This window comes from Nocardia acididurans (assembly GCF_016741815.1).
Taxonomy (GTDB): Bacteria; Actinomycetota; Actinomycetes; order Mycobacteriales; family Mycobacteriaceae; genus Nocardia; species Nocardia acididurans.
The window spans coordinates 572,578-596,255 of the sequence record NZ_JAERRJ010000003.1 but is presented as its reverse complement, the minus strand read 5'-3'; the positions used below and the strand labels follow the sequence as shown (position 1 = coordinate 596,255).

21 protein-coding genes are annotated in these 23,678 nt (G+C 66.6%); 13 read left to right on the top strand and 8 right to left on the bottom strand.

The features are described from left to right. Positions 1–441: 441 nt before the first annotated feature. The 4 genes from JK358_RS10735 (at position 442) to JK358_RS10720 (ending at position 3,329) form a co-directional block, all read left to right on the top strand. Entirely contained in the window at positions 442–633 is a 192-nt protein-coding gene (locus JK358_RS10735; protein WP_201946179.1) for a hypothetical protein, read from the top strand. Between the two features lie 758 nt (positions 634–1,391). Further along, positions 1,392–2,639 carry a S8 family serine peptidase gene (locus tag JK358_RS10730; protein WP_201946177.1) on the top strand — a complete coding sequence of 416 codons (1,248 nt, stop codon included), beginning with the start codon at positions 1,392–1,394 and terminating at the stop codon, positions 2,637–2,639. 140 nt (positions 2,640–2,779) lie between these two features. After that, the gene (locus JK358_RS10725; protein ID WP_201946174.1) at positions 2,780–3,052 is read left to right on the top strand and encodes a hypothetical protein; all 273 of its coding nucleotides are present in this window, start codon (positions 2,780–2,782) and stop codon (positions 3,050–3,052) included. A gap of 16 nt (positions 3,053–3,068) precedes the next feature. Next, the gene (locus JK358_RS10720; protein ID WP_201946172.1) at positions 3,069–3,329 is read left to right on the top strand and encodes a hypothetical protein; all 261 of its coding nucleotides are present in this window, start codon (positions 3,069–3,071) and stop codon (positions 3,327–3,329) included. 397 nt (positions 3,330–3,726) lie between these two features. Here the strand turns inward: JK358_RS10720 and JK358_RS10715 are convergent, their stop codons facing one another. Next, on the bottom strand, positions 3,727–5,094 hold the full coding sequence (locus JK358_RS10715; protein WP_201946170.1) for a DUF2252 domain-containing protein: 1,368 nt from the start codon (positions 5,092–5,094) through the stop codon (positions 3,727–3,729). Between the two features lie 199 nt (positions 5,095–5,293). Between JK358_RS10715 and JK358_RS10710 the strand changes: the two genes are divergently transcribed. Beyond that, on the top strand, positions 5,294–6,169 hold the full coding sequence (locus JK358_RS10710; RefSeq protein ID WP_201946168.1) for a DMT family transporter: 876 nt from the start codon (positions 5,294–5,296) through the stop codon (positions 6,167–6,169). Between the two features lie 6 nt (positions 6,170–6,175). Here JK358_RS10710 and JK358_RS10705 read toward each other — a convergent pair whose 3' ends face one another. Continuing rightward, positions 6,176–7,357, bottom strand: a complete 1,182-nt coding sequence (locus JK358_RS10705; RefSeq protein WP_307817446.1) for an AI-2E family transporter — start codon at positions 7,355–7,357, stop codon at positions 6,176–6,178. Positions 7,358–7,542: 185 nt separating this feature from the next. On the opposite strand from JK358_RS10705, the gene JK358_RS10700 reads away from it, so the two are divergent. The 7 genes from JK358_RS10700 to JK358_RS10670 all read left to right on the top strand — a co-directional run bounded on the left by JK358_RS10700 (position 7,543) and on the right by JK358_RS10670 (position 15,137). Then, positions 7,543–8,202 carry a phosphate signaling complex PhoU family protein gene (locus tag JK358_RS10700; RefSeq protein WP_201946165.1) on the top strand — a complete coding sequence of 220 codons (660 nt, stop codon included), beginning with the start codon at positions 7,543–7,545 and terminating at the stop codon, positions 8,200–8,202. A gap of 119 nt (positions 8,203–8,321) precedes the next feature. Next, positions 8,322–10,763, top strand: coding sequence for an MFS transporter (locus JK358_RS10695; RefSeq protein WP_307817445.1), 2,442 nt, complete (start codon positions 8,322–8,324; stop codon positions 10,761–10,763). Further along, positions 10,760–12,121: an MFS transporter gene (locus tag JK358_RS10690; RefSeq protein WP_307817444.1), complete on the top strand. Its 1,362-nt coding sequence runs from the start codon at positions 10,760–10,762 to the stop codon at positions 12,119–12,121. The genes JK358_RS10695 and JK358_RS10690 overlap by 4 nt, the downstream gene beginning before the upstream one ends. Positions 12,122–12,177: 56 nt before the next feature. Beyond that, positions 12,178–13,068 carry an SGNH/GDSL hydrolase family protein gene (locus JK358_RS10685; RefSeq protein ID WP_201946163.1) on the top strand — a complete coding sequence of 297 codons (891 nt, stop codon included), beginning with the start codon at positions 12,178–12,180 and terminating at the stop codon, positions 13,066–13,068. Between the two features lie 89 nt (positions 13,069–13,157). After that, entirely contained in the window at positions 13,158–13,622 is a 465-nt protein-coding gene (locus JK358_RS10680) for an SRPBCC family protein (protein ID WP_201946161.1), read from the top strand. Between the two features lie 123 nt (positions 13,623–13,745). Next, entirely contained in the window at positions 13,746–14,159 is a 414-nt protein-coding gene (locus tag JK358_RS10675; protein ID WP_201946158.1) for a hypothetical protein, read from the top strand. 216 nt (positions 14,160–14,375) lie between these two features. Continuing rightward, a complete protein-coding gene (locus tag JK358_RS10670; RefSeq protein ID WP_201946156.1) occupies positions 14,376–15,137 on the top strand; it encodes a DUF6319 family protein in 762 nt (253 codons plus the stop codon). A gap of 38 nt (positions 15,138–15,175) precedes the next feature. Here JK358_RS10670 and JK358_RS10665 read toward each other — a convergent pair whose 3' ends face one another. Both JK358_RS10665 and JK358_RS10660 read right to left on the bottom strand, forming a co-directional pair. After that, on the bottom strand, positions 15,176–15,679 hold the full coding sequence (locus JK358_RS10665) for an excalibur calcium-binding domain-containing protein (RefSeq protein WP_201946154.1): 504 nt from the start codon (positions 15,677–15,679) through the stop codon (positions 15,176–15,178). A 42-nt stretch (positions 15,680–15,721) separates the two neighbouring features. Next, complete coding sequence (locus JK358_RS10660) at positions 15,722–17,179, bottom strand: diguanylate cyclase domain-containing protein (protein ID WP_307817443.1); 1,458 nt, start codon at positions 17,177–17,179, stop codon at positions 15,722–15,724. Positions 17,180–17,537: 358 nt separating this feature from the next. On the opposite strand from JK358_RS10660, the gene galK reads away from it, so the two are divergent. Next, positions 17,538–18,659 (top strand): galactokinase, encoded by a 1,122-nt coding sequence (gene galK / locus JK358_RS10655; protein WP_201946151.1) that lies wholly within the window; start codon positions 17,538–17,540, stop codon positions 18,657–18,659. 75 nt (positions 18,660–18,734) lie between these two features. Here the strand turns inward: galK and JK358_RS10650 are convergent, their stop codons facing one another. The 4 genes from JK358_RS10650 to JK358_RS10635 form a co-directional block, all read right to left on the bottom strand. Next, a complete protein-coding gene (locus JK358_RS10650) occupies positions 18,735–19,433 on the bottom strand; it encodes a DUF8020 domain-containing protein (RefSeq protein WP_201946149.1) in 699 nt (232 codons plus the stop codon). 135 nt (positions 19,434–19,568) lie between these two features. Continuing rightward, on the bottom strand, positions 19,569–21,047 hold the full coding sequence (locus JK358_RS10645) for a PepSY-associated TM helix domain-containing protein (RefSeq protein ID WP_201946146.1): 1,479 nt from the start codon (positions 21,045–21,047) through the stop codon (positions 19,569–19,571). A gap of 134 nt (positions 21,048–21,181) precedes the next feature. After that, complete coding sequence (locus JK358_RS10640; protein WP_201946144.1) at positions 21,182–21,754, bottom strand: hypothetical protein; 573 nt, start codon at positions 21,752–21,754, stop codon at positions 21,182–21,184. A 76-nt stretch (positions 21,755–21,830) separates the two neighbouring features. After that, entirely contained in the window at positions 21,831–23,492 is a 1,662-nt protein-coding gene (locus JK358_RS10635; RefSeq protein WP_201946141.1) for an acyl-CoA synthetase, read from the bottom strand. Between the last annotated feature and the right edge of the window lie 186 nt (positions 23,493–23,678).

Here is a 23,678-nt window from a genome sequence, read left to right as displayed (position 1 = left end):
GGTTGCTGCTGCGCCGGGAGAGTGCTCGTCGAGCCGCAGGTAGAATGGGAATTATTGTTGGGAATGCGGACACGTTGGCGGCGATCGTCTCGCAATCGCGATATCTGAAGCTACGGGTGACGGTCGCGAGTGCAGCCGGGCATGTCCAAGTCTGTGGTAAGTGAGGATGTGCGGGCACTGCTCGGTGCCACCGAGCGGTTCCTCGTCGAGACACACGGGATGCGATTCTGAGTGATCGGCAACCGATAATCGTTGAGCCTGCGGCCGTGTCGTTTGGTCGTTGTCGATGCGGTCGGGTGCTCCTGGGACGTAAGTCCGGTTCCGAACCGGGTCGTCCCCGCAGTCGGTATAGAGGCCGGTTGGTGTCGGTGCCGGTCGCTATTCTGACCGGCGAAGCATCCGAATGTGTCTCTCGATGTCGGTGAGTTGGAGGCGAGGACGATGAAGTTCGAGATCAACCAGAAGGCAATGCGGGAGCTGGAGAAGCAGTTGTCGGGCACGGTGCAGGTGCCACTCGACGGGAGTGAAAGCGATGCCATTCGTTCCGTAAAGCAGCAGTACAAGAAGACAACCGGCATAGAGCTGGATACCAACTCGGCTCGGAAGATAGTACGACAGGCTCGCGGCAACTGAGGTAACGCTCAGTTGATCGCGCGATAGCAGGCGTCACGTACGGCAGAGTCCTACTCCTGCAAGCGCCCGGACTTGCCATAACTACAGACCGGAAAGTGACCGGAAACTCGCGCCACAAATTACCAGTACATACCATAACCCAATCCGGGCATATGGACACCTGGCAGGTCGTAGTCACTATTTGCCATACGGCGAGTTCTGGGATACGTAACTTGAACCTCATAACCCAGAGGTCGCAGGTTCAAATCCTGTCCCCTCTACTAGGCAAAACGGCCTGGAACCAGCTGGTTCCGGGCCGTTTTCGCGTTGGTTTGGCATCACGTTTGGCATCATTAGCCAAACTCAGTTTCATGGATGCGGTGCCGTCGCAGGGGTTTCGCAGCGTCTCGGCATGTAGCTGCCGACGCGGGCGGCGAGCCGCTTGAAGCGTTCCCGGATCGAATCGGGGTGCACGGGGCGGCCAATCGAACCCTACCTGCAAGAAGACTGCTTCAATGTGAGCTATATCACACCAGTACTCGACTGCTCGAACCGCCAGCCGCCCACATTCTCAGGGGCTCGACACCGGCGGCTACCTATGCAGAGTGATGCTCATCATATTTGAAACGTATGCACTTCACATATGTATGGGGGTCCGTACGGTACCGAGCGGGGTGGGAACTCATAGCCAACGCTGACATCTGCGCGCTGCGGCTTCACGTAGACCTGCTCTACCTGCGGAACAACGCGTTCCACCATACGAAGAGAGATTTCATCACGTGAAGAAGACTTGGTTGGCGCTGCCGCTCGCGGCACTGTCCATACTTGCCGCAGCTGCGGTCCCCGCGGCCGCCGATCCTGCTGAGGCCAAGCCGAAGGTGTCCGTCGGTCGGGCAGAAAACGGTCGTGCCATCAAGGACATCTATGTCGTCGCGGTGAAGGACGGGGTGGATATCGACAAGGTGCTGTCGAACGCGAAGATCAAGGAAACCAAGGTCGTATCACCCGGGCTGAATTCCTTCAGCGCGAAGCTTTCGAAGCATCAGGTCGAAGCGCTGCAAGAGGATTCGGGGGTTGAAGTGATCCTCGAGGACCGATGGATAGTAACCAGCTCGGCGACGGGTATGGAGAACTGGCACCTTCCGGCCGACGAACCGGCTCCCGGGTGGGCAGCCGATCGAATCAACCAGGCGGCGCTGCCCCTGGACAACAGCTACACCACGACCGCCACCGGCGCCGGCGTCACGGCCTACGTCATCGACGGTGGCATCGACATCACTCACCCAGACTTCGGCGGGCGAGCCTCCGAGGGCATCACCGACATCATCACCGAGCCGCAAACCGCCGCTTGTGCGGGCTTCCAGCACGGCACCGGTGTCGCAGGCGTGCTGGGCGGCACCAAGTACGGCGTGGCCAAGCAGGCCAAGTTGGTCTCCCTCCGTATAACCGGCTGCGACGGGAGGTCCACCATGACAAACGTGCACAAGGCCCTGAACTGGGTGTTGGGGCATGCCCAGAAGCCCGCCGTGGTGAACCTATCGTTCAATGTCGACGGACCTGGCAACATATTCGACCAATGGGAGTCTCTGGTGCTGCGCGGGTTGGTCAACAACCTTGCGGAAAATGGCATGTTCATCACGAATTCCACAAGCAATCGCGGAAGTGACGCATGCCTTGCCTACCCCGCCGAGGCGGCGGGAGTGGTTGCGGTCGCACATACGGATAAGAACGACCACGCTGCCGACCGCTCGGACTGGGGACCCTGCATCCAACTCTATGCACCCGGCGAGTGGGTCCCCATGCCGATGGCTGGTGGCGGCTTCGCGATCGGTAGGGGTTCGTCCTTCGCCGCGCCGATGGTCTCCGGTGTCGGGGCCCTGTACAAGTCCACCTACGGCGACGCCCACCACACGGTGATCACCAACTGGATCAAGGACAAATCCACCAAGGACGTGGTGCTGCCCAAGCTCAACGGCAACGCTACCCCGAACACGGTGAACCGCCTCCTCAACACCGGCGGCCTGTAACCGTCAAGGCGAACCGCCCGCGAGACACCGCCCGCTCAACGACAGGTTGATCGACGGTCCGCGGAAAGCTCCCGGAAGCACGAATAACAGTGCGCCGCAACCAATCTCGGTCGTGGCGCACTGCTGTATCACCCGCAGAAATGTTCAACCTCTGTCGCATCGGCGATCCCGCCACCGCCGAACCCGCCGAGCACAAGCCGAGGATCACCGTAGATAAGGCTGAACGCGGTCGTGGCGTCCCCAACGTCCATCTCGTCTCGGTGAAAGACGGCGCGAATATCGACGGGGTGCTGTCGAACGCGAAAATCAAGGAAACCACCGTGAAGTCGGCCGTCCTGAATCTTCCCCGGGTTCGTGCTCACTCTCTTTACTGCGTGCCTGCGGGCGAGTGCCCACGACGCGCAGCTGCGTGAGTTGATCACGAGCGGTATGACGAGGATCGCCGACCGCGTGGCGCTGCTGCTGGCCGCCGATCCGGTTGCGGCACCGACGGTTTCCGCGCCCTCCACCACCCTGCGGGCGCTCATCGGTATGACGATCGCCACCGGGCAGCATGCTCGCTACTTCTCGACGCGATACCGATCCCCAAATCCGCCGTGTTTGGCAACGGATTTGGCAACCGAACACGGCGGAATCCAGCGAAACGGGTGGAACGATAAGGACAAACCGGTACGGGCGACACCCCGCTGACCGACACGGATGGGATTCTGCGGTACCCGCCGACCCGCATGGGAACGTGTCCTCGTGAGCCCATAACCCAGAGGTCGCAGGTTCAAATCCTGTCCCCGCTACTAGGAAAGCGGCCCGGAACCACTAGGTTCCGGGCCGCTTTCGCATTGGTTCGGCTCGAGGTGGCGCACCGGACGATTCGAGGGAGACGCGACGATGAAGCAGACCTTCGACGTGTGGAAACGAACGATCACACGGGGTGCCAGCACCCGCGCCATCGCGGAGCGGCGGGTCTGCTCAGCCGCAGTGATGTGGACCGGGCCGCCACCAAGGACTCACTCGCCGAATGCTGTGAGCGTTCGGCGCACCGCGTAGCGCAGGGACGCCGCCGCCACGTCCGGTCGACGCGACGGCGGGTTCAGCTCTCGTGCGCTGCGTCGACCCGGCCGGAATCCATTGCGGCCAGCAGTTTTTCGTGGTCGGTTGCGGTCTGGTCGGCGTAGGCGAGGGCGAATTCGGTCATGGCGCGGTCGAAGCTGCCGCCGTTGCCGAGGTAGGTGGCGATGGCGACGCGGTCGCCGGAGCGGGCGTGGCCGCGGGCGAGGGTGTGGCCGCAGAGGATGGCGTACTGGTGCAGTTGGGCGCCGGACATGTCCTCGATGGTGACCGAGCCCTTCATGTCCCGCAGTTGCCGCCAGTAGTAGAAGTTGCCGTCGGGGCCGGTGGCCCAGCCGAGGAAGATGTCGCCGGCCGCCTGGGTGAGGCGCTGGCCGTGGACGACGCGATGGCCCTGGTGGCGGAAGATGCTGGCGTTCAGGTGGTTTGCGAGTACGGAGTCCTCGGCCTGCTTCACCTGGAGGAACAGTGGGTCGCCGGTGGAGCGGCCGGTGAACAGGGCGATGAAGCAGCGGGTGCCGACGCTGCCGACGCCGACGACCTTCATGGCGATATCGCGCAGTTCGTAGCGGTCGAGCAGGATGCGGCGTTCCTCGGGCAGGCTGCGCCGGTAGTCGGCGAGTACCGAATCCACTTCCGCGAGAAGTTCTTTCGGCACCGGCATGAGCAGGGGTGGGTCGTGCCGGATGACCGGCGTGCCGTCGGGTCCGGGTTCGGTGAGTTTGTCGAGGGCCTGCAGGCTGGTGCGGGATCGGGCCTTGGTGGTCACCTTGTCGATGAGTTTGCGGCTCTTCGGGGTGATCAGGTCCGCCACCTGCTGTGCGTCGGTCATCTGGTACCAGACGTCGGTTTCGCCGAGGGTGGCGAAGCGAATCATGGCTTCCCGGTAGGCCGTTGCCGCCGCGCCCGCCGCTGCCCCGGCGGCGGTGTCGTCGCAGCCGTTGGCGCGTGCCGCGACCGCGAGGCTGGCGGCGAGCCGCTTCACATCCCATTCGAAGGGGCCGGGCAGGGTTTCGTCGAAGTCGTTGAGGTCGAAGACGAGTGCGCGTTCGGGTGAGGCGAAGAGTCCGAAGTTCGACAGGTGCGCGTCTCCGCACAGTTGCACGGTCAGTCCGGTGCTGGGTCCGGCGGCGAGGTCGGCGGCCATGATGGCCGGTGCGCCGCGGTAGAAGGGGAAATGTCCGGCGGCCATGCGCGCGTGCCGGATTCGCACCAGCTCGGCGACGCGGGTGGCGGCCTGGCGTTCAAGGATCGCGATCGGATCGGCGCGGTCCGGTCCCGGTTTCCACTGCCCCAGTTCCGATCGGGACGCCTGCCTGCGGGCCGCGCGCCCGATCTCGGCCGCCGAGGGGTGGGCTTCCGCTGCGGATTCCACATCCGGTGTCGCCATACCGTCGGACTCTAGCCCGCCGCGTGAGCCGTGTGGTTCACCGACACCCTCCAGGGTTTGCCCTGGTCAGTGCACGCGTACATCGGGATTGCGGTCAGCGTGCTCACCGGACCGGTCATCCGCTCAGGGAATGTCGTGCGGGTGCCTTACGCTCCGATGGAAGGAGTGATGGGATGAATCGCGAGAGCAGGGCCGTGGGATGAGCAAGCGCGGATGGATGCTGTTTCTGGCCATGGGCCTGATCTGGGGCGTCCCCTACGCCATGATCCGGGTGGCGGTCGAGGATTTCGATCCGGTGGTGGTGGCCTTCGGCCGCACCTTCCTGGGCGCGCTGGTGCTGTTGCCGATCGCCCTGTACACCAAGGCTTTCGCGCCGGTGCTGCGCAAATGGCGGTGGCTGCTGGCCTACACGGTGGTCGAGATCGTCGGCCCGTGGCTGCTGATCAGTCAGGCCGAGACGTCGCTGAACAGTTCCACCGTGGGCCTGCTGATCGCGGCCGTGCCGCTGGTGGCGGTGCTGCTGGTGACCCGGCTGGGCCACGAGCGCCTGGACACGCGGCGGATCGTCGGCCTGGTGGTCGGCCTGGCGGGGGTGGCGGCCCTGGTCGGCCTGGATATCGACACCTCGAATCTGGGTGCGCTGGCGGCCATCGCGGTGAGTGTGGTCGGCTACGCGCTCGGCCCCATCATGATCAATCGCAAGCTGGCCGATCTGCCGCCGATGGGTGTGGTGACCGCGTCGCTGATCCTGGCCGCCCTGGTGTACCTGCCCTTCGCCGTCTGGCGGCGTCCCGAGCACTACCCGGCCGATGCCACCTGGTCCGTGGTCGGTCTCGGATTGCTGTGCACGGCCATCGCTTTCGTGATCTTCTTCGCGCTCATCGGCGAGGTCGGTCCGTCCCGGGCCACGGTGATCACCTACATCAACCCGGCGGTGGCCCTGCTGATCGGCGTCTCCCTGCTTGACGAACCGCTGACCGCGGGCATGGCGATCGGCTTCCCGCTGGTGATCCTGGGTTCGATTCTGGGCACGGCCAGGGCCAGACCGGAGGTGAAGGAGCCCGCCGCGGTCTGAGCGGGCTCAGGACGGCTCGGGCGCTTTCTCCTTGCGTGCCTTGCCTTTTCCGCCGCGCCGTTCGATGCGCGGATCGTCGGCCACCTCGTACCGTTTGATGTATTCGCTCAGGAACGCCTGCACGGTTGCCGTCGCGGGGATGGCGAGCAGTGCGCCCACCGCGCCCAGCAGCGCCGCGCCCACCATGACCGACAGCAGTGCGACGGCCGGGTTCACGTCCACGGTGCGCGCGGTGATGCGCGGTTGCAGCACGTAGTCCTGAATCCACTGGTACACCACCACGAAGATGAGGATCCACACCGCGTCGATGGGTTCGATGGTGAGCGCCACCAGAATCGGCAGCACCCCGGCGATATAGGTGCCGATGGTCGGCACGAAGGAGGCGATCACGCCGAACCACACGCCCAGTGCGATCGCGTTCGGAAGTCCGAGCAGCGCAAGGAAAGCCCCGTGCGCGACCGCGGAGATGACGGCCAGCAGCGCCCGTGAGTAGAGGTAGCCGCCGGTCTTGTCGATGGCCAGGTCCCACGCGTGCAGCACGGTGGACTGTTTGGCGGGCGGCAGCAGCGAGCACACCGCGCGCCGGAAGTTCGGCCCGGCGGCGGTCATGTAGACGGCGAACAGGGCGATGGTGACCACGCGCGCCAGTCCGCCCAGCACGGTGCTGGACAGTCCCCAGGCATTGCCGGCCGCGCGTTCGGCGTACCCGCTCACGATGTCGGAGTCGTGGAACAGCCGGTCGCGCAGTTGTTTCACGGTGAAATCCTGATGGAAGGCGCTGTTCACCCAGTGCACGCCGTCCTCGAGCAGTCCGGGCAGTTCGTCGAGGACGTCGCCCACGGTCTCGACCAGCAGGACGCCGAGCGCCGCGGTGAAGCCGGCGACGGCCGCGAGCACCACCAGGAAGACGAGGGCGGTGGCGAGTCCGCGGGCCATGCCGCGCAGGGCGAGGGCGTTGACGGCCGGCTCCATGGCGAGGGCGACGAAGAAGGCGACCGCGAGCATGATGATGATGCCGAGCAGCCGGTGCGTGGCCCAGTTGGCGAGTTCGAAGAGGCCGAGGAATACCAGGGCCAGGGCCATGGCCCTGGGTAGCCATGGGGGCATCCGGCTGCCGGGCGGTGGTGGCCCGGCGGCTGGGGTCTGCGGTAGGTCCTGCTCCTCGGGTTCGGCAGCGGGGGTGGCCACCGCCCCAGTCTGGGGGACGGCCTGGGGTTTTCCGGTAGCGACGCGCCTGGTTCATCCACCGTGGTACAACCGTTCAATAAATACTGGTTGGTACTTGTGGGGTTCAACTACCGAGACTCGTTCGCGGACAGGAGATTTCCTCGCGATACTGTGCAGGGGTGCGGGCGGGCGGACAGACTATGCGGGTGCGGACGAAATTCTCCATCGAGCTCATGGCTTTGACCGATGAGCTGGCACATATGGCTCGGCTGACCCATGAGGCAGCCGAGCGGGCGTCGTCGGCGCTCGCCGGCAGTGATCTCACCGCCGCCTACGAGGTGTTCGCGCTGGAGGAGCAGATCCAGGTCGAGCACGCGAAATGTGAAGACCGGTCGGTTATATTGCTGGCCCTGGAAGCGCCGGTGGCCCGCGATCTGCGCCACGTGATCACCGCCATGCAGATCGCCGACGATCTGCTCGCGGTGAGCGACGCCCTCAGTCGCGCTGCCGACAATGTCGTGCGCCGTTACCCGGAACCCGTTGCACCGCACCAGATCACTGATCTGCTGGTGGAAATCTCCGGCGCCGCCATCGATATCGTCGGCACCGTGGTGGGAGTCATTGCCGCACAGCACCCGCCGCGTGATCGTGCTCTGGTGACCCGCGACGAACGCATGGATCGCCTGCGCGCCCAGGTGCTAGAGCTGGCCGGGGATCCGGGCTGGTCGCACGGTTCGGCCATGGCCATCGACCTGGCCATGGTGGTGCACCACTACGGCCGGCTCGTCGACCACAGCGTGCGCATCGGCCGCCTCATCCGGTTCTTCCACACCGGAATTCCGCTGTACGCACAAGTGGAGGTGTAACCTCCCCCGGCCGGAGTGCCGGTTTCGGGGTCCGGGTAAGCTGCCGAATTGCTTCATGGCGAGGTCTTTTCGAGTAGCACCGCAGGTACGGACACCCGAATCCGACAAGGGCCGCAAACATGACGAATGTCACCACCCGGGCAATGCCGCAGCAGGTGAGAGCCAGGGAGTTCGACCCGGAACCCGATGTGCCAGTGGCGCAGACGCTGTCGCACCGGCAGATTCTGACCATTTTGTCCGGTCTGCTACTGGGTGTCTTCCTGGCCGCCCTGGACCAGAACATCGTCAGCGTGGCGATCGTGCGAATCGCCAACAGCCTGCACGGATTCGACGAACAGGCCTGGGCCACCACGGCTTACCTCATCACCGCCACCATCAGCACGCCGCTGTACGGCAAGCTCGCCGACATCTACGGCCGAAAACCCTGCTACCTCATCGCCATCGGCGTCTTCATCCTCGGCTCGGTCGCGTGCACCTTCGCCACCTCCATGTACCAGCTCGCGGGATTCCGTGCGGTACAGGGCCTCGGCGCGGGCGGGCTCATGTCGCTGGCCTTCACCATCATCGGCGATATCGTGCCCGCCCGCGAAAGAGTGCGCTACCAGGGCTATTTCATGATGGTCTTCGGTATCGCCACCGTGCTCGGGCCGGTGCTCGGCGGCTGGTTCTCCGATGCCGACCACCTGCTGCGGCTGGAGGGCTGGCGCTGGGTGTTCCTGGTGAACGTGCCCATCGGCCTGGCCGCCATGCTGGTGGTGGCGAAATTCCTGAACGTGCCGTTCCAACGGCAGCGCCAGCGCATCGACTGGGCGGGCGCGATCACCCTGACGGCGGGCACGGTCCCGCTGCTGCTCATCGCCCAGCAGGGCCGCGAGTGGGGCTGGCGTTCGGATCGCGCGCTGCTCTGCTACGGCATCGCCGCGGCCGGGCTGGTGCTGTTCCTGATCGTCGAATTCCTCATGAAGGATGCCGCGCTGATTCCGTTGCGGCTCTTCCGCAGCGGCACCTTCTCGGTGGCCATCGGCGGCGGATTCATCGTGGGCGTGGCCATGTTCGGCGCGATCATCCTGGTGCCGCTGTATTTCCAAGTGGTGCGGGGGTATTCGCCGACGGCGGCCGGACTGTTCATGCTGCCGCTGGTGCTCGGCATCATGGTCGGCGCGCAGATCGCCGGGCTCATCACCAAGTACACCGGTAAGTACAAGATGCTGACGGTGCTCGGGTCGCTGATCATCGCGGGCGGGTCGGTGCTGTTCGCGTGGGTGCACTACGACAGCCCGCTGTGGCAGCCGCTGCTGTACTGCGGCGTCATCGGATTCGGGCTCGGCTTCTGCATGCAGACGCTCATCATCGCCGCGCAGAACGCCGCCCCGGCAGCGGATATGGGCGTGTCGACCGCCTCGGCCACCTTCTTCCGCCAGATGGGCGGCACCCTGGGTGTGGCCGCGTTCCTGACCGTGCTGTTCAACCTGCTCCCGGATCGCATCCTGGACGCCTTCGGCGGGGTACTGCCACCGGGATTCGATGCGGCGCAACTGAATCAGGTGCAGAGCAATACCGCCGCCATGGCCGAACTGCCCGACGAGGTCCGCACTCCGATCCTGATCGGGTTCACCGATGCCATGAGCGGCGTGTTCTACGTGTCCGCGGCAGTGGCGGTGCTGGCGGCGGTGGTGCTCATGTTCATGAGAGAGCTTCCGCTGCACGAGTTCCCGGCCCCCGTCCCCGAGACGGTGGTCGACGAGGAACCCGAACCCGAGGACGAGCCGGTCTTCGAAACCCCGTCGCTGTCCATCGCCGGATGCGTGCGCCGCGAGGACGGGCACGAGATCCCCGATGCGGTGCTCACGCTGATAGACGAACGGGGACACCAGCTTTCCCGCGCGATCGGCGAGGCGGACGGCACCTACCGCATCGGTGTCCCGCGTGCGGGCGGCTACGTACTCATCGTCTCCGCCAACGGCTACCAGCCCTCTGCTGTCACCATCACCGTCGGCCGCCGCCCGCACCAGCTCGATATCGCCCTCGTCGGCTCGGGTGAGGTCTCGGGCATCGTGCGCTCCGCCGGACGCGGCCTCCCTCTCGCGGACGCGACCATCACCCTCACCGACTCCTACGGTGACGTGGTGGGCTCGGCCGTCACGAGCGCCGAGGGCGGTTACGTCTGCCGCGGTGTGCTGCCCGGCACCTACACGCTGGTGGCGGTCGCCGACCATATGCGCCCGACCGCCCTCAGTCTCACCGTCCCCGAGAGCGGAATGCTGCGCCACGACGTGGAACTCGCGCCCCGCGCGGTACTCGCCGGTGCGGCCTGGACCGATGCCGGCCACGCGATCCCCGACGCCCAGATCACCGTCCTCGACGAGGCCGGTGATCTGATCGCCACCACCCGCACCGACGACAGCGGCCACTACACCGTCCCCGACCTCGCCGAGGGCCGCTACACCGTCATGGCCCGCGGCTACCCGCCCGCCTTCAGCCGCGTCACCGTCGCCGACGGCGAGGTCGCCCACGACGTCCAGCTCGGCTACGAGCGCGTCGATTCGGCGGATCGCGTGTGACAGCACGGGGTTCCGACGCGCGGCTGCCGCGTCCGAACACCGGACAGGCTGCGGACCAAACGCGAATCGCGGTGCGCAAGGCCGTGATTCGGTTGGTGCCGTTGCTGGGGCTGCTGTACTTCGTGAACTATCTGGATCGGGTGAACATCGGGTTCGCCGGTCCGAGCGGGATGAAGGCCGATCTGGGGTTGACACAGACGGCGTTCGGGCTGGCGTCGGGGTTGTTCTTCCTCGGGTACGTGCTGTTCGAGGTGCCGAGCAATCTGGCGCTGCACCGGTTCGGGGCGCGGCGGTGGATCGCGCGGATCGTGCTGAGCTGGGGCGTGATCGCCACCGCCATGGCCTTCGTGCCGAATGAGACTGTGCTCTACGGGCTTCGGATCGCGCTCGGGGTGGCCGAGGCCGGATTCTTTCCGGGCATCATCCTGTACCTGACGTACTGGATCCCGCAGGCGCAGCGGGCGCGCATCGTGGCGCTGTTCATGGCGGCCGTCCCGATCTCGACCGCACTCGGTGCGACGGTGTCCGGCCTGGTGATTCAGTACGGCGACGGTGTATTCGGGCTCGCCGGTTGGCGTTTCATGTTCCTGGTCGAGGGCGTGCCGAGCCTGCTGCTGGCGGTCGTGACGTGGTGCTGTCTGACGGACCGCCCCGAGCGGGCCGCGTGGCTGACCCCGGGGGAGCGCACCGCGCTCGCGGACACCCTTGCCGCCGAACGGGATTCGATGGAGCGGGCCGAGCGCTGGACGATGCGGAGGGTGTTCACTCACCCGCGCATCCTCGGTCTGGCACTGGCCGATACCGGCATCGTGTACGGCCTGTACGCGCTGACGTTCTTTCTGCCCACGATCATCAAGGGCTTCGAAGAGCGCTACGGCGTGCACTATTCGATCGTGCAGCGCGGGCTGATCAATGCCGTGCCCTATCTGATCGCGGCCGTGGCGATGGTGTGGTGGGGTCGCTGGTCCGGTCGGCTCGGCAACCCCGGTCTGCGGGTGGCGCTCCCGGCTTTCGCCGGGGGACTTGCCATTCCGGTCGCGCTGTACCTCGGCAACCCGTTCGCGGCGATGGCGGCGGTCACGGTGTGCACGGTGGGTGTGCTGTGCGCGCTGTCGGCGTTCTGGGCGCTGCCCGGCGGTTTTCTGGCCGGTGCGGCGGCGGCCGGTGGTATCGCGTTCATCAATTCGATCGCGAATTCGGGTGGTTTCGCGGCTCCGTATGTGACCGGGTGGCTGGGGGACCGGACGGGCGGTCACCATCTCGGCATGTGGGTGGTCGGCGGCTGTCTGATCGCCGCGGCCGCCGGGATTCTGGTGCTGTTCCGGAATTACCGCACGTCATCGCGCATCGACTGTTAGGTTCTGGGCTGGACGACGGTCCAGTTCAATTCGGGTCGGGGCGAGGGGATACACGAATGAAGATCCGGCATGCGCTGCTGGCGGTCGCGGCCGTTACGGCGGTCCTTCCCGGTGCGACGGCACACGCCGCACCGCAGGACGCCGCCCGCTACACCGAGTATGTGGCGCTGGGGGATTCGTGGGCGGCCGATGCCACCTTCACCCAGATCACCACCGCCTTCACGCCGGTGAACTGTGTGCAGAGCGCCCGCAACTACGGCAAACAGGTCGCGCAGGCGCTGGGCGTCCCGGTCTTCCGCGATGCCACCTGCGGCGGCGCGACCACCCGCAATATGACCGCACCGCAGACCAGCGTCCTCGGCACCAACGCCCCGCAGTTCGATCGCCTCACCCCGACCACCGATCTGGTGACGCTCGAAATCGGCGGCAACGACGCGGAATTGGCCGCGACCGTCATGGAATGCGTAACGGCCGACCCCGCCGCGACGCCCTGCCTGGACGCCCATGTGAGCGCCGACGGCGCCGATCGCATGTCACAGAACCTCCTCGCCGCCGAGTCCCGGGTGATCGCCACCATCGACGGCATCCGGGAACGCTCGCCGCACGCCCGCATTCTGCTGCTGGACTACTTCCAGGGCGTCGACCTGGACGGCGGCTGTTTCCCGGAGATCCCGATCTCGGACCCGGACGCGATCTGGCTGGGCCACAAGCTACTCGAACTGCACGAGATGCTCGCCCGGGTCGCGGACACCACCGGCGTCGACTTCGTGAACACCTACGAGGGCAGCGCCGGGCACGATGCCTGCCGTCCGGTGGGCACGCGCTGGGTGGAGGGCCTGATGCCGTTCTCCGGCAATCCGGTCGGGCTCGCGGTGCCGTTCCATCCGAATCAGCTGGGCGCCGACTATCAGGCGGTGCGTGTGCTGGAAACCCTTGGTGTGAACTGAGTCTCGCTCTCCGATGGCCCGTGGCGGCGCTGATACAGTACTGTCAAATTGGGCGGTTGACGGCTGCCGCCGGGGGAACGGAGGGCATTGTGGTTCACATTCATCATCGGGGTGAGTCGGCGGTTCCGGCCGATTTCGCGTTCGAGTACATGGCCGACTTCACCAATATGAAGGACTGGCTCTACGGCATGAAGAGCGTCACGCTCGTCGGGGATGTGCCGCACATGCGTCCGGGCGCGCTGTACGAGGGTGTGGTCAAGATCGGCGCGACCCTCAAGGCGACGATCAAGCTCACCGAACTCGTCGAGAATCGGGTCGTGGCAACGGAATCGGTCAAGGGTTTCAGCAATCAGACGCGCTGGGTGCTCGAGGAACTCGGCCCCGAGCAGTCCGCGCTCACCGTGGATATCCACTATCAGCTGCCGGGCGGCCTGGCGGGCAAGGCGCTGGGCGCGGCCATGGAGCCGTTCGTGGCGGTCGCCGTCAAGTGGACCGAGACCAGACTGCGCGAGGCGCTCGAAACCCGCTACCGGGCTTCCAAGGCCGCCGTATAGTGCGACACGCCTATCCCGTCATGTGACGACACGCGGCGGACCCTGCGGTACTCTGCTGCCCGCAGCTATTTGGCGGCAACGGTAGTCGCGGGGGCGGAAGTGCGCGGTGGAACGGGAGATTCGATGATCGCCCCTGGTCGGTGGTTTGCCGGAATCAAGCGGTTCGCCGGAATCATGCTCGCGGCCGCCGGTGCGGCGCTCCTCTCGGGCTGTTCCCAGGCGAACGGTCCCGCCGCGGACGCCGCCGCCGAGTCCGTCGACGCCTCCGCGCTACGCAGCGCCTTCGTCACCGCGTGCACGGGTACCGCCGCGGGCTGGGAGGCCACCGCGGTGGTGAGCAATCGCGACCGGGTCGAGCATCGGTACCTCGTGGTGATCAATTTCCTGACCCCGGAATCGACGCTGCTGGAACGCACCACCACCGAGGTGCGGGTGGAGGCGGGCGCGACGCAGGGCTTCATCACCGAGACCCGGCTCGATCCGGTGAACCGGCCGCAGACCGTGCACTGTGAATTGCGTGGCGTGCAACAGCTGTGAAAAGTTGCGCACGGGTGGTGGTGCGGGCCTAGGATCGGTGCCGCCGGTCATGCTCACAGGCCGCATCGATCGTCGATACACGCAGATCAGACGGATAGCTGAAGGTTCGCGAAACGGCTGGTGGTGGCGGGGGCGAAGTCTCCGGATGTGGATTTGTCGGTGCCATGGTGCATGCTCTTGGCACGCAGATGTCCGACCGTCCGCCCGGAGAGCCCCATGTCGTCCCGTACCAAGCCACTGCCCTTGTCGGAGACCGAAATTCGGCACATAGCCGACGAGATCGACGCCGGCCGTCCGCCGATGGTGTGGTTCACGGCGGCCGCAGTCGGCGTGCCCGAAGGCCGTTCCGGAAAGGTGATCTCGCTCGGCGATCCCTCCGAGGGTGATTACCTGCAAGTGAAGCCGACCGGTTCGAAAGATGTGCTGTCGTTCGGCCCTACCGAGGTGACCCTGACCAAACCGGCCCGTCCCAACGCGGCGGCCGGCGCGAAACAGAAAACGGCAACCAGGAAGGACTCCACAGTGACGATGTCGTCTCCCGTGACGACGCCGGCGGCCCCGCCGAGCGTGCCCGCTCCCGCGCCTGCCCCGGCGCCGAAAATCGAGGCGCCGCAGCCTGCCCCGGATGCCGCCGCGGGCGCGGAGGCCGCCAAGCCGGCTGCCAAGCCCGCCGCCTCGCGTCCGGCCAAGAACGCCGCGGCGCGCAAGCCCAGCAGTGTCCCCGAGGTCGTCGTCACCCTGAGCGGCACCGCCGACGGCGAGTGGACCCTCGACGTGGTGAACGGCAAGAAGCGCACCATCAAGGGCCTGGCCGTGCCGAGTTCCGCTGTGTCGCAGGCGGCGAAGCTGCTGCACCCGGAGGCCGCCGAGGTGGTCGACTCGGTACTCGAGGCCGTGCGGTCCTCGCAGCGCGCCAAGGTGGAGCAGCTGCAGGCCGAGCTCGAGAACGCCCGTCGGCTACTCGACGAGCTGAGCTGAACTGACCGAACGGCGGGCCACCGGCCCGCCGAACCTCCTCAGTCGCAAGCGATCCCATCACCATCGGGGTCCAGTGCCGAGTTGTACCCGGGCGTCCCGCGCAGCAGCGGGGCCGCCCCGGTACGCTCCGCGTCGGCACAGCTGAGGTAGATCCCCTGGAATCCCAAGGCGCGCATGAGCTGCTCGATGCCCTGGGCGATCCGAGGCCCCTGCTGGCCCACCCGCTCGCCGAACTTCGCCGAGCCGCTGTTGGGGTAGTACGCCGCCGAACCCGTTCCGGCGCTGGATGATCCGGCGTTCGCGGAGCCGGTATTCGCCGATCCGGCGGACGACCCCGTGATCAGCGCCGAGGCCGAGCCCGAATCGGCCGAGCCCGTCGGTACGGCGAGAGCCGTGCCCGAGGAGCCCGCGGCGAGCGCGCCCGCGAAGAGTACGGTGGCGGCGAAGCGCAGTGTGGTCGGAGCCAAGCGCGGTGTGCCCGAGGCACGGCGCGGTGTCGCGGAGCGCGACCCGAACGCCCGCGTGGTGGAGCAGAAGTGCATGTGAAACCCGAATATCCTTGCGGTGACAGTGAATAACGACCGTCAGACCGCGGACTCCCGATGCCACGTGCGCGGGCCGGACTCCGGATGACCGTGCCTGAGATCATCGTGGAAAACGTACCCGAGCGAATACTCCTTCGCGTGGTACATGGCCGAATCCGCTTCTCGCAAAAGCTCGTACACGGTCACGTCACCGCGGGCGCCGCTGTAGGCGATGCCGATACTGGCCGCTATGCGCACCTCTGCGGCGCTGAGTTCGAAGGGCTCCCCGAGGGTGCCCAGCAGTCGTTCGGCCAGCAGCAGGGCCTGCTGGCGGGCCAGCGGGGCCAGCACCACGAATTCGTCGCCGCCGTAGCGGGCGGCCGCGTCGTCCCGGCGGATGATGCGCCGAATCCTGGCCGCGGCATTGGCGATCAGTTCGTCGCCCACCGCGTGCCCGTAGTTGTCGTTGACCCGCTTGAAGCCGTCCAGATCGATGAACAGCAGCGCCAGGGGTTGTTCACCCCATCGCTCCCGATTGCGATGCAGCGCCCGCAGCAGGGCGGCGCGGTTCAGGAGTCCGGTCAGCATGTCGTGATCGGCCTGGTACTGCGCGCGCCGTTCGCTGCGGGCGCTGCGTTCGATGGCGCGTTCGCTGCGTAGCAGCACGCCCGACAGCAGTAGCGCGAACAGCGACGAAACCACCACGCGGTCCATCATTTCCAGACTGGAGCCCACTACCGGCACCAGCGCGGCCACGATCATGATGATGGCGATGATGCTGGCCCGCTGCCGTGAGCGGTGGGCGTGGATATCGCGTGGCCCGCCGAGCATCACCATGCTCGGATGCAGGGCCGCCGCGCCCACCAGCAGGTAGGCGAACTGCAGGGGGATCAGCAGGATCTCGCGGCTCAGGTCGGGGGCCGAGCCGGCCATCTCCAGGTTGTAGCCGAGATCGCCGACCAGGATCACGAGCATGGCCAGGTACACCAGCCGCAGTGAGGTTTCCGAGCGCGCCGAGGTGACGATCGAATGCGCGACCACGGTGAGCAGCAGCGCGTCCACCACGGGATAGGTGACGGCGATGAGCGTGGTGAGGTTGAAGGCCGTCGCCTTGTGCAGGATCGGGGAGATCAGGAAGGTCCACGAGACCAGCAGGGCGCCGAGGCCGATCAATCCGGAATCGAGCAGCAGGTCGTGGTCGGTGCTGTTCTGGCGCGGGCGTAGCCACAGCACGGCCGCCACCCCCAGACAGCAGTATCCGCTGAGGGTGAACAGATCGTCGAACGGATGCCGCTGCCAATCGCTGATCTCGCGTAGCACCGTGCCTATGGTGACTTGCACCACAGAGGCCGAGAGCAGGTACCAGGGGATGGGATGCCGCGGCCGGTACTGCCGCATGCCGACCACGATCATGCACAGGCTGAGGGTGACCGAGGCGATGAGCGTGCCGAGCCCGAGCTGGCGGGAGGGGAACAGCATCGGCAAGGCGACGATGAGTATGCCGGGGTAGAACAGCACTGATCGCCAACAGACCTTGAACCGCCGACCGGACTGACCGGCCGGTGTTGTGTCTGTTCCCACCAGCCCCCCTTTACCGCTCCATTCCCGAAGACCGTGCCGCGCACCGACCCCTCGAACAGTGCTCGAAGGGCTTCGGTGATCAACGACCGAGTGTTGTGCGTACGAGCATAGGGCCCAAAAAGACGGTAGGAGAATGCTGCCGTCCGGATCTGGGTAACCGAGTCGATCATGGCACGAATCACGCCGGTTCGTTGGGGAGTTCACCGAACCCGCAGTATCGCTTTCCGCGAGACTCGTTATGCTCCCTGCCAATCCGAACCGTACGGCCTGAACTACCCTCCGACAAGGAGCTGCGGTGGAATCGACAGCGGGACGGTGGCTCGCGCCCGGACGCGTCAACCTGATCGGCGAGCACACCGACTACAACGACGGATTCGTGCTGCCGATGGCCTTGCCGCTGGGCGTGACCTGCACGGCAGGTGTGCGCGGAGACGGCATGGTGCGGTTGCGATCCCGGCAGCGCGCGGCCGAGCCGATCGAGACCAGCACCGCCGCACTCGATGTCTCGGGCTGGTCGGAACTGCCGGAGTGGTCGCACTACGCGCTCGGCGTGCTGCGCGAATTCACTCGTCGCGGTTACGAGGTGCCCGGCGTGGAATTAGATCTGGACGGTACGGTGCCGATCGGCGCGGGCCTGTCCTCCTCGGCCGCGCTGTCCTGTTCGGTGGCCATCGCCCTGCGTGATCTGTTCGCCCCCAGCCTTTCCGCCGCCGAGATCATCGATATCGCCCGCACCGCCGAGAACGTCTACGTGGGCGTCCCGACCGGTGTCCTCGACCAATCCGCCGCCATCCTGTGCACCGCGGGCCATGTGCTGTTCCTCGACGTCCGCACCGGCGAACACGAGCAGATCCCCTTCGATCTGGAACGATTCGGCCTCGAACTACTCGTCGTCGACACCGGCACCCCCCATCGCCTGGTGGACGGCGAATACGCTCGCCGCCGCACCGAATGTGCCACCGCCGCCGAAGAACTGGACGTCCCGTTCCTCCGCGACGTCACCTCCCCGGATCTCGTCGAACGTCTCCGAGACCCCGTCCTGCGCCGCCGCGCCCGCCACGTCGTCACCGAAAACGCCCGAGTCCGTACAGTTGCCGAACAATTGCGCACCGGCGGCGACCCCCGCACCATCGGCCCCACCCTCACCGCAGGCCACCACTCACTCCGCGACGACTACGAAGTCTCCGCCCCACCCCTCGACACCGCCGTGGAAACCGCCACGGCCGCCGGAGCCTACGGCGCCCGCATGGTCGGCGGCGGCTTCGGCGGCAGCGTCATAGCCCTCGTAGACCGCGAAAACACCCCCAACGTCATCCACGCCATCCGAAAAACCTTCCACACCAACGGGTTCAAACCACCGCGCACCTTCGCCGTCACCCCCGCCGCCGGGGCACACAGGCTGCGCGATCACGAATGACGATGTGCCCCGCCCGATTACGCATCGGACGGGGCACACGCGCGCGTGAACTACCGGAGCGCAGCGGGAAGTGAACTACTTCGCCGCAGGGGTGAACGGCTGGTTGATCGTCGTGAAGTACTGGGCCGCGGCGAGGATCGCGACGGGGGCGGTCACGAAGACCTGGCCGAGCAGGGTGCCCAGGAAGCCGAGCGTGGACGCGCCGATGAGGCAGCCGCCGAGCGGGCCGAGGCCGAACATGGCGGCGAGGGGGAGGGTCGCGCCGAAGGCGACGCCCGCGCCGATGACGCAGCCCAGCGCCGCGCCGCTGATACCGCCCACCAGGGTGCCGATGCTCGCGCCGAGGCCGAGGGTGCTGGTCATGCGGCTCCAGGCGGCCTGCTCGCGCTCGTACTCGGACTTCCAGGGGGCCTGGTTCTCGTACGGGAGGGCGACCGGCTTGTAGGCGGCGTGCGCGAGGTCGAACTGCGGGGTCAGGGTGGCGGTGCGGTCGGCGATCTCGGCCGCGATCGGGAACTCGAAATCGTCTACGCGGAACTTCAATTCGGTTCCGGCGACGGTGGTGCCGTTGGCCGCCTTGACCTTGAAGACCCCGTCCTCGACGACCATGGAGCCGGCGTCGGTCTTGATGATCTGCTGGGTCTCGGTGGTGGTCATCGAGTAGTTGATGACTCCGGCATCCGCGACTTCGGGTGCGGCGGAGGCGGTTCCGCTGGCGACGGCGACAGCGGTCGACAGCAGGGCGGCGGACACGGCGAGCTTGTGGAGCTTCATCAGGTGGAAAGTCCTTGTGTCAGTGCAGGTCAGGTGGCTGCACGGGGGAGTATCTCCCGGCTTCCGGGAGCTGTGTAAGGCATGGGGTACCGGCGGCACGGCCCGAAGGCCGTGTCGCGCACTGGAATTCGGAGCTTATGCGGCCGGGGTGCGGCGCTTGGCGACGAGTCCGAGTAGCACGTCGACCGCCAGGAACGCCAGCAGCGGAATCCCGATCATCGGCACGTACCAGGCCACGAAGACCGCGGCCGCCGCGAAGGGAACCAGCACCACGAGCGGCGTCTGCCGGCCCGCGCCGCGACGCGGCGCCCGGCCCGCGGCGAGCTTGTTCTCCTTGGTCGGCCGGCGACGCCACCACATCAGGTAGCCGCGCACGATCACGGTGATGAGCCCGATCATGACGGCCAGCAGCAGCAACTGGTTGAGCAGCCCGAACAGCAGACCCATGTGGAACGCGATGCCCCAGCTGGTCAGTTTGGCCATGAGCGGCCAATCCGCGAAGCGCAGCGTATCGGTGACATTGCCGGTCGCACCCTCGACCGCGATGGAATCCTGGGTGTACACGCCGGGGCGACGGAGTTCCTTGGCGACGAACGCCGTGCCGTCCTTGGCCGGAATGCTGATCTCCAGCGGACCCTCCAAGCCGTTGGCGCGCGCCACCCCGTACACGGTGTCGACCAGCGCGGCCTTGTTCGGCGACGGTGCGGCGGCGGGCGCTCCGCCACCGCCGTGCCCGCTGTGGTCCCCGGCGGGCTTCTCGGCCGGACCGGTCGAGCCCGGCAGTTTGGCGCTCACGGCGGGCGTGGTCCAGCTCATGGCTTTGCGCAGGTCGGCGACATTCTCACCGGCGTACTTGGACCAGGTCATGCCCGTGGCCGACAGCAGCAGCACGATCGGCAGGATCCAGATGCCCACGGCCGCATGCCAGTTCAGCGTGCGCGCCCGCGGCTTGGACCGGTCCGGGCGGAACAGCCAACCGGCGGAACGCTTCTCGCGTCGCGCCCGCACGCGGCGGTACCAGAGCACCAGCCCGGCCAGCGCCACCAGCCACATCCAGGAGGCCGCGACCTCGCTGTAGTAGCGGCCGATATCGCCGAGATGCAGATCCCGGTGCAACTGGTCGATCCAGGTGCGGGTTTCCAGCGCACCCGAGCTGCCGTACACGACGCTGTCGCCGATCGGCTGCGCGGTGACGGGGTCGACGAACACCGCCCGCCGTTCGGAGTCGCCGAGCGAGGGATCGCTGAAGATCACCCGCGTGGTGTCGCCGACATTCTGCGCGGGGGCCACGGCATTGAGCGCCAGCTCCGGCTTGGTCGCCACCGCCGCCGCCACCTGCTCCGAGAGCGGTTTGGTCGGTCCGGTCGAATCGGTGTGCAGCAGACCGCGATCGACCACAGTTTCCAGCGTGGGGGCGATCGCGTAGAGCGCGCCGGTGACGGCCGCGATCAGAATGAACGGTGCGATGAAAACACCGGCGTAGAAGTGCAGTCGCAGTGTCAGCGCCTGAAAGGCATTCCCGGCACTGCGTTTCGTGGATTTCGGAGTTTCCGGGGTAGGCGAGGGCGGCGGTGTCGAATCAACCTGTTCGACACCGCTTTCTGTGATGGTCACAAGCGGTCTTTCTGATGTTCGAGGGAACCCGGAACCGCGGTCGGCGGTGGCGCCAACGCGAACAGCGAATCACTGTGCGCGTATGGCGAACTCACACGACCGCGACGGCTCGTGTGCCCGGGAGAAGGATGAGGTCAGCCTCGAACGAGTGCGGGCGGCCCCCGCGTACGAAAGACATCCGCCGCGAAGATCCGCAGCACGACCCGATCGCGATGCGCGATCGGCAGCGCCTGGAACCCCGAGGGAACCGGAAGCGAAACCGGAATCGGCAGCGCCCAGGACAGCACCGTGGTGGTGATCCGATAGGCGGCTTCCGCGCCGACGATGACCACAGCCGCCGCCACAGCGGCAGTGCAGTGCGCCGCCAACATGGCCGGACTCCACATGGCAGCCTGATTGTGGTGGTGATGCCCGCTGGGCGACCCCCACATCATGCTGAAGTGCCCGAGCATCTGCCCGCCGATGAGCGCGGTCACCAGCCCGAGCCAGGTCGTGCGCAGCAGACTCACACCACTGACGAGCGCACCGACCGCGGCCGACGCCGCCACGAGCAACGTCAACGGCCCCGTTTCCAGCGCCGCGGCCCCGGAAACCCACCCGTGCGCGGCCACCGCCAAAGCCCCCGAAATCGAACCGGCCGCCCCTCCGCGCAACACCGCAGCATCACTGCGGGTATGCGCCGAAGAGCGGCCGTGCTCGAAACTCACTCGCTGATGATAAACCCTGTCTCTCCAAGCTCTCGAGCCCACTGCTGCGCAGTGGGCTCGAAGGAATCGAAAGAAACTAGGCCGAAGGCACATCCATTTCGATCAGCGGCTTACGCAGCAACTTTCCGGTGGCGTTGCGGGGGAGTTCGTCGAGGAAGATCACCTCGCGCGGCACTTTGTAGCGAGCCAGGTTCTCCTTGACGTAATCCTTGAGTTCCTGGGCGTCGCGGTTCGAGCCCGGTCCCGGAACCACGATGGCGCGCAAGCGCTTTCCGAAGTCCCGGTCGTCCACGCCCACCACGGCGGCTTCCAGCACGTCGGGACGGTTGGACAGCAGGTTCTCGACCTCCTGCGGGAAGACGTTCTCGCCGCCGGAGATGATCATGTCGTCATCGCGGCCGTCGATGAACAGCAAACCGTCGGCATCGAAGTGGCCGACATCGCCGGAGGACATGAGGCCGTCGACGTACTCCTTGGTGCGGCCGTCGGTGTACTGCTTGAAGGAGTGGCCGTTCTCGATGAAGATCGTGCCGGTCACGTTCGGGGCGGTGATGCGCTTGCGGTTCTCGTCGTAGAGCGCGACGCGGATGCCGACCGGCGGCTTGCCCGCGGTGGTCGGGGCCTTGCGCAGTTCGGCGGGCTGGGCGACGGTCATGACCGCGCACTCGGTGGAGCCGTACACGTTGTAGAGGCTGTCCCCGAAGTAGTCGAGGGTGCGGGTGACCACGTCCGGCGGGATGGCCGAACCGGCGGCGAACAGTACGCGCAGGGTCTCGCTCGGCTTGTACTTCGCGAGGGTCTCCGGCGGCAGGTCCAGGATGCGCTGCAGCATGGTCGGCACCACGACCAGGCCCTGCGCCCGGAACTTCTGGATGTTCTTCAGCGTCGTCTCCGGATCGAAACGCCGCTGCTGGAACACGACCCGGTTGCCGAGCGCGATGGAGATGGTGAACTGCGACAGGCCGGTGGCGTGGAAGATCGGCGCGGCCATCACGACGGTGCTGTTGCGCGGCAACGGAATCCGGTCCAGGAACTGCGCGGTAATGAACGGGCTCACCTTGTCGCGCGGCGCGCCCTTGGGGGTGCCGGTGGTGCCACTGGTGAGGATGACCATGCCGCCCGGCTTCTCCGGCGGCGCGATCGCCGCGACGGACTGCCCGGCCGCCACCGAATCGATGGTCGGGATCGAGGGATCGGCATTGTCCTTGGCGTCGACCCAGGTCAGGATGCGCGGGATCGCGGCCGGGATCGCGCCCATGAGGTCGAAGAACTCGCTGTCGTGCAGCACCGCCTTGACCTGCTCGCGGGCCGCGACATCGGCGAACTGCGGCTTGGCGAAACCGGTGTTCATGAGCACCGCGCGCACGCCGAGCTTGCCGGCGGCGACCAGGCTCAGCACCATGCCGCGGTGGTCGCGGGCCAGCACGCCGATCACGTCACCGGCGACCAGGCCCTGGGCGGCGAGGCCGCGCGCGAAGGCGTTGGACTGCTGGTCGATCTGCTCGAAGGTGAGCTCACCGGCCTCGTCCACGATGGCCGCGGCCTTGGGGTTGGTCTTGGCGGCGTGCACCACCGCGCCCGCGAACGGTCCGAACTTCAGCACGTTCACCGCGGAACGCACGGCGACATCGGGCCGCAGCGGATTGAACAGTCCCCCTCGGACCATGGCGTTGACGCTCAGCGCGGCGTCGCTCGCCTTGCGGAGAACCGTGCCTGCCTGTGGAAGGGCAAGTGACATGGGTACAACCTTCCGCGATCCCCTGCCTGACGAGTCGGCTGTCGGACCGCAACCTCGAGATCCAGTGCGTGCTAACCCTAGCAAGCACAAAGCTCACAGTTGTGGCCGAGGTCTCTGTGACCTGCGGTATCGAATACCTACCGCAGGTCGTGGCCTGGGTGACAGCCCGGCTCGCAGTGTGAGCAG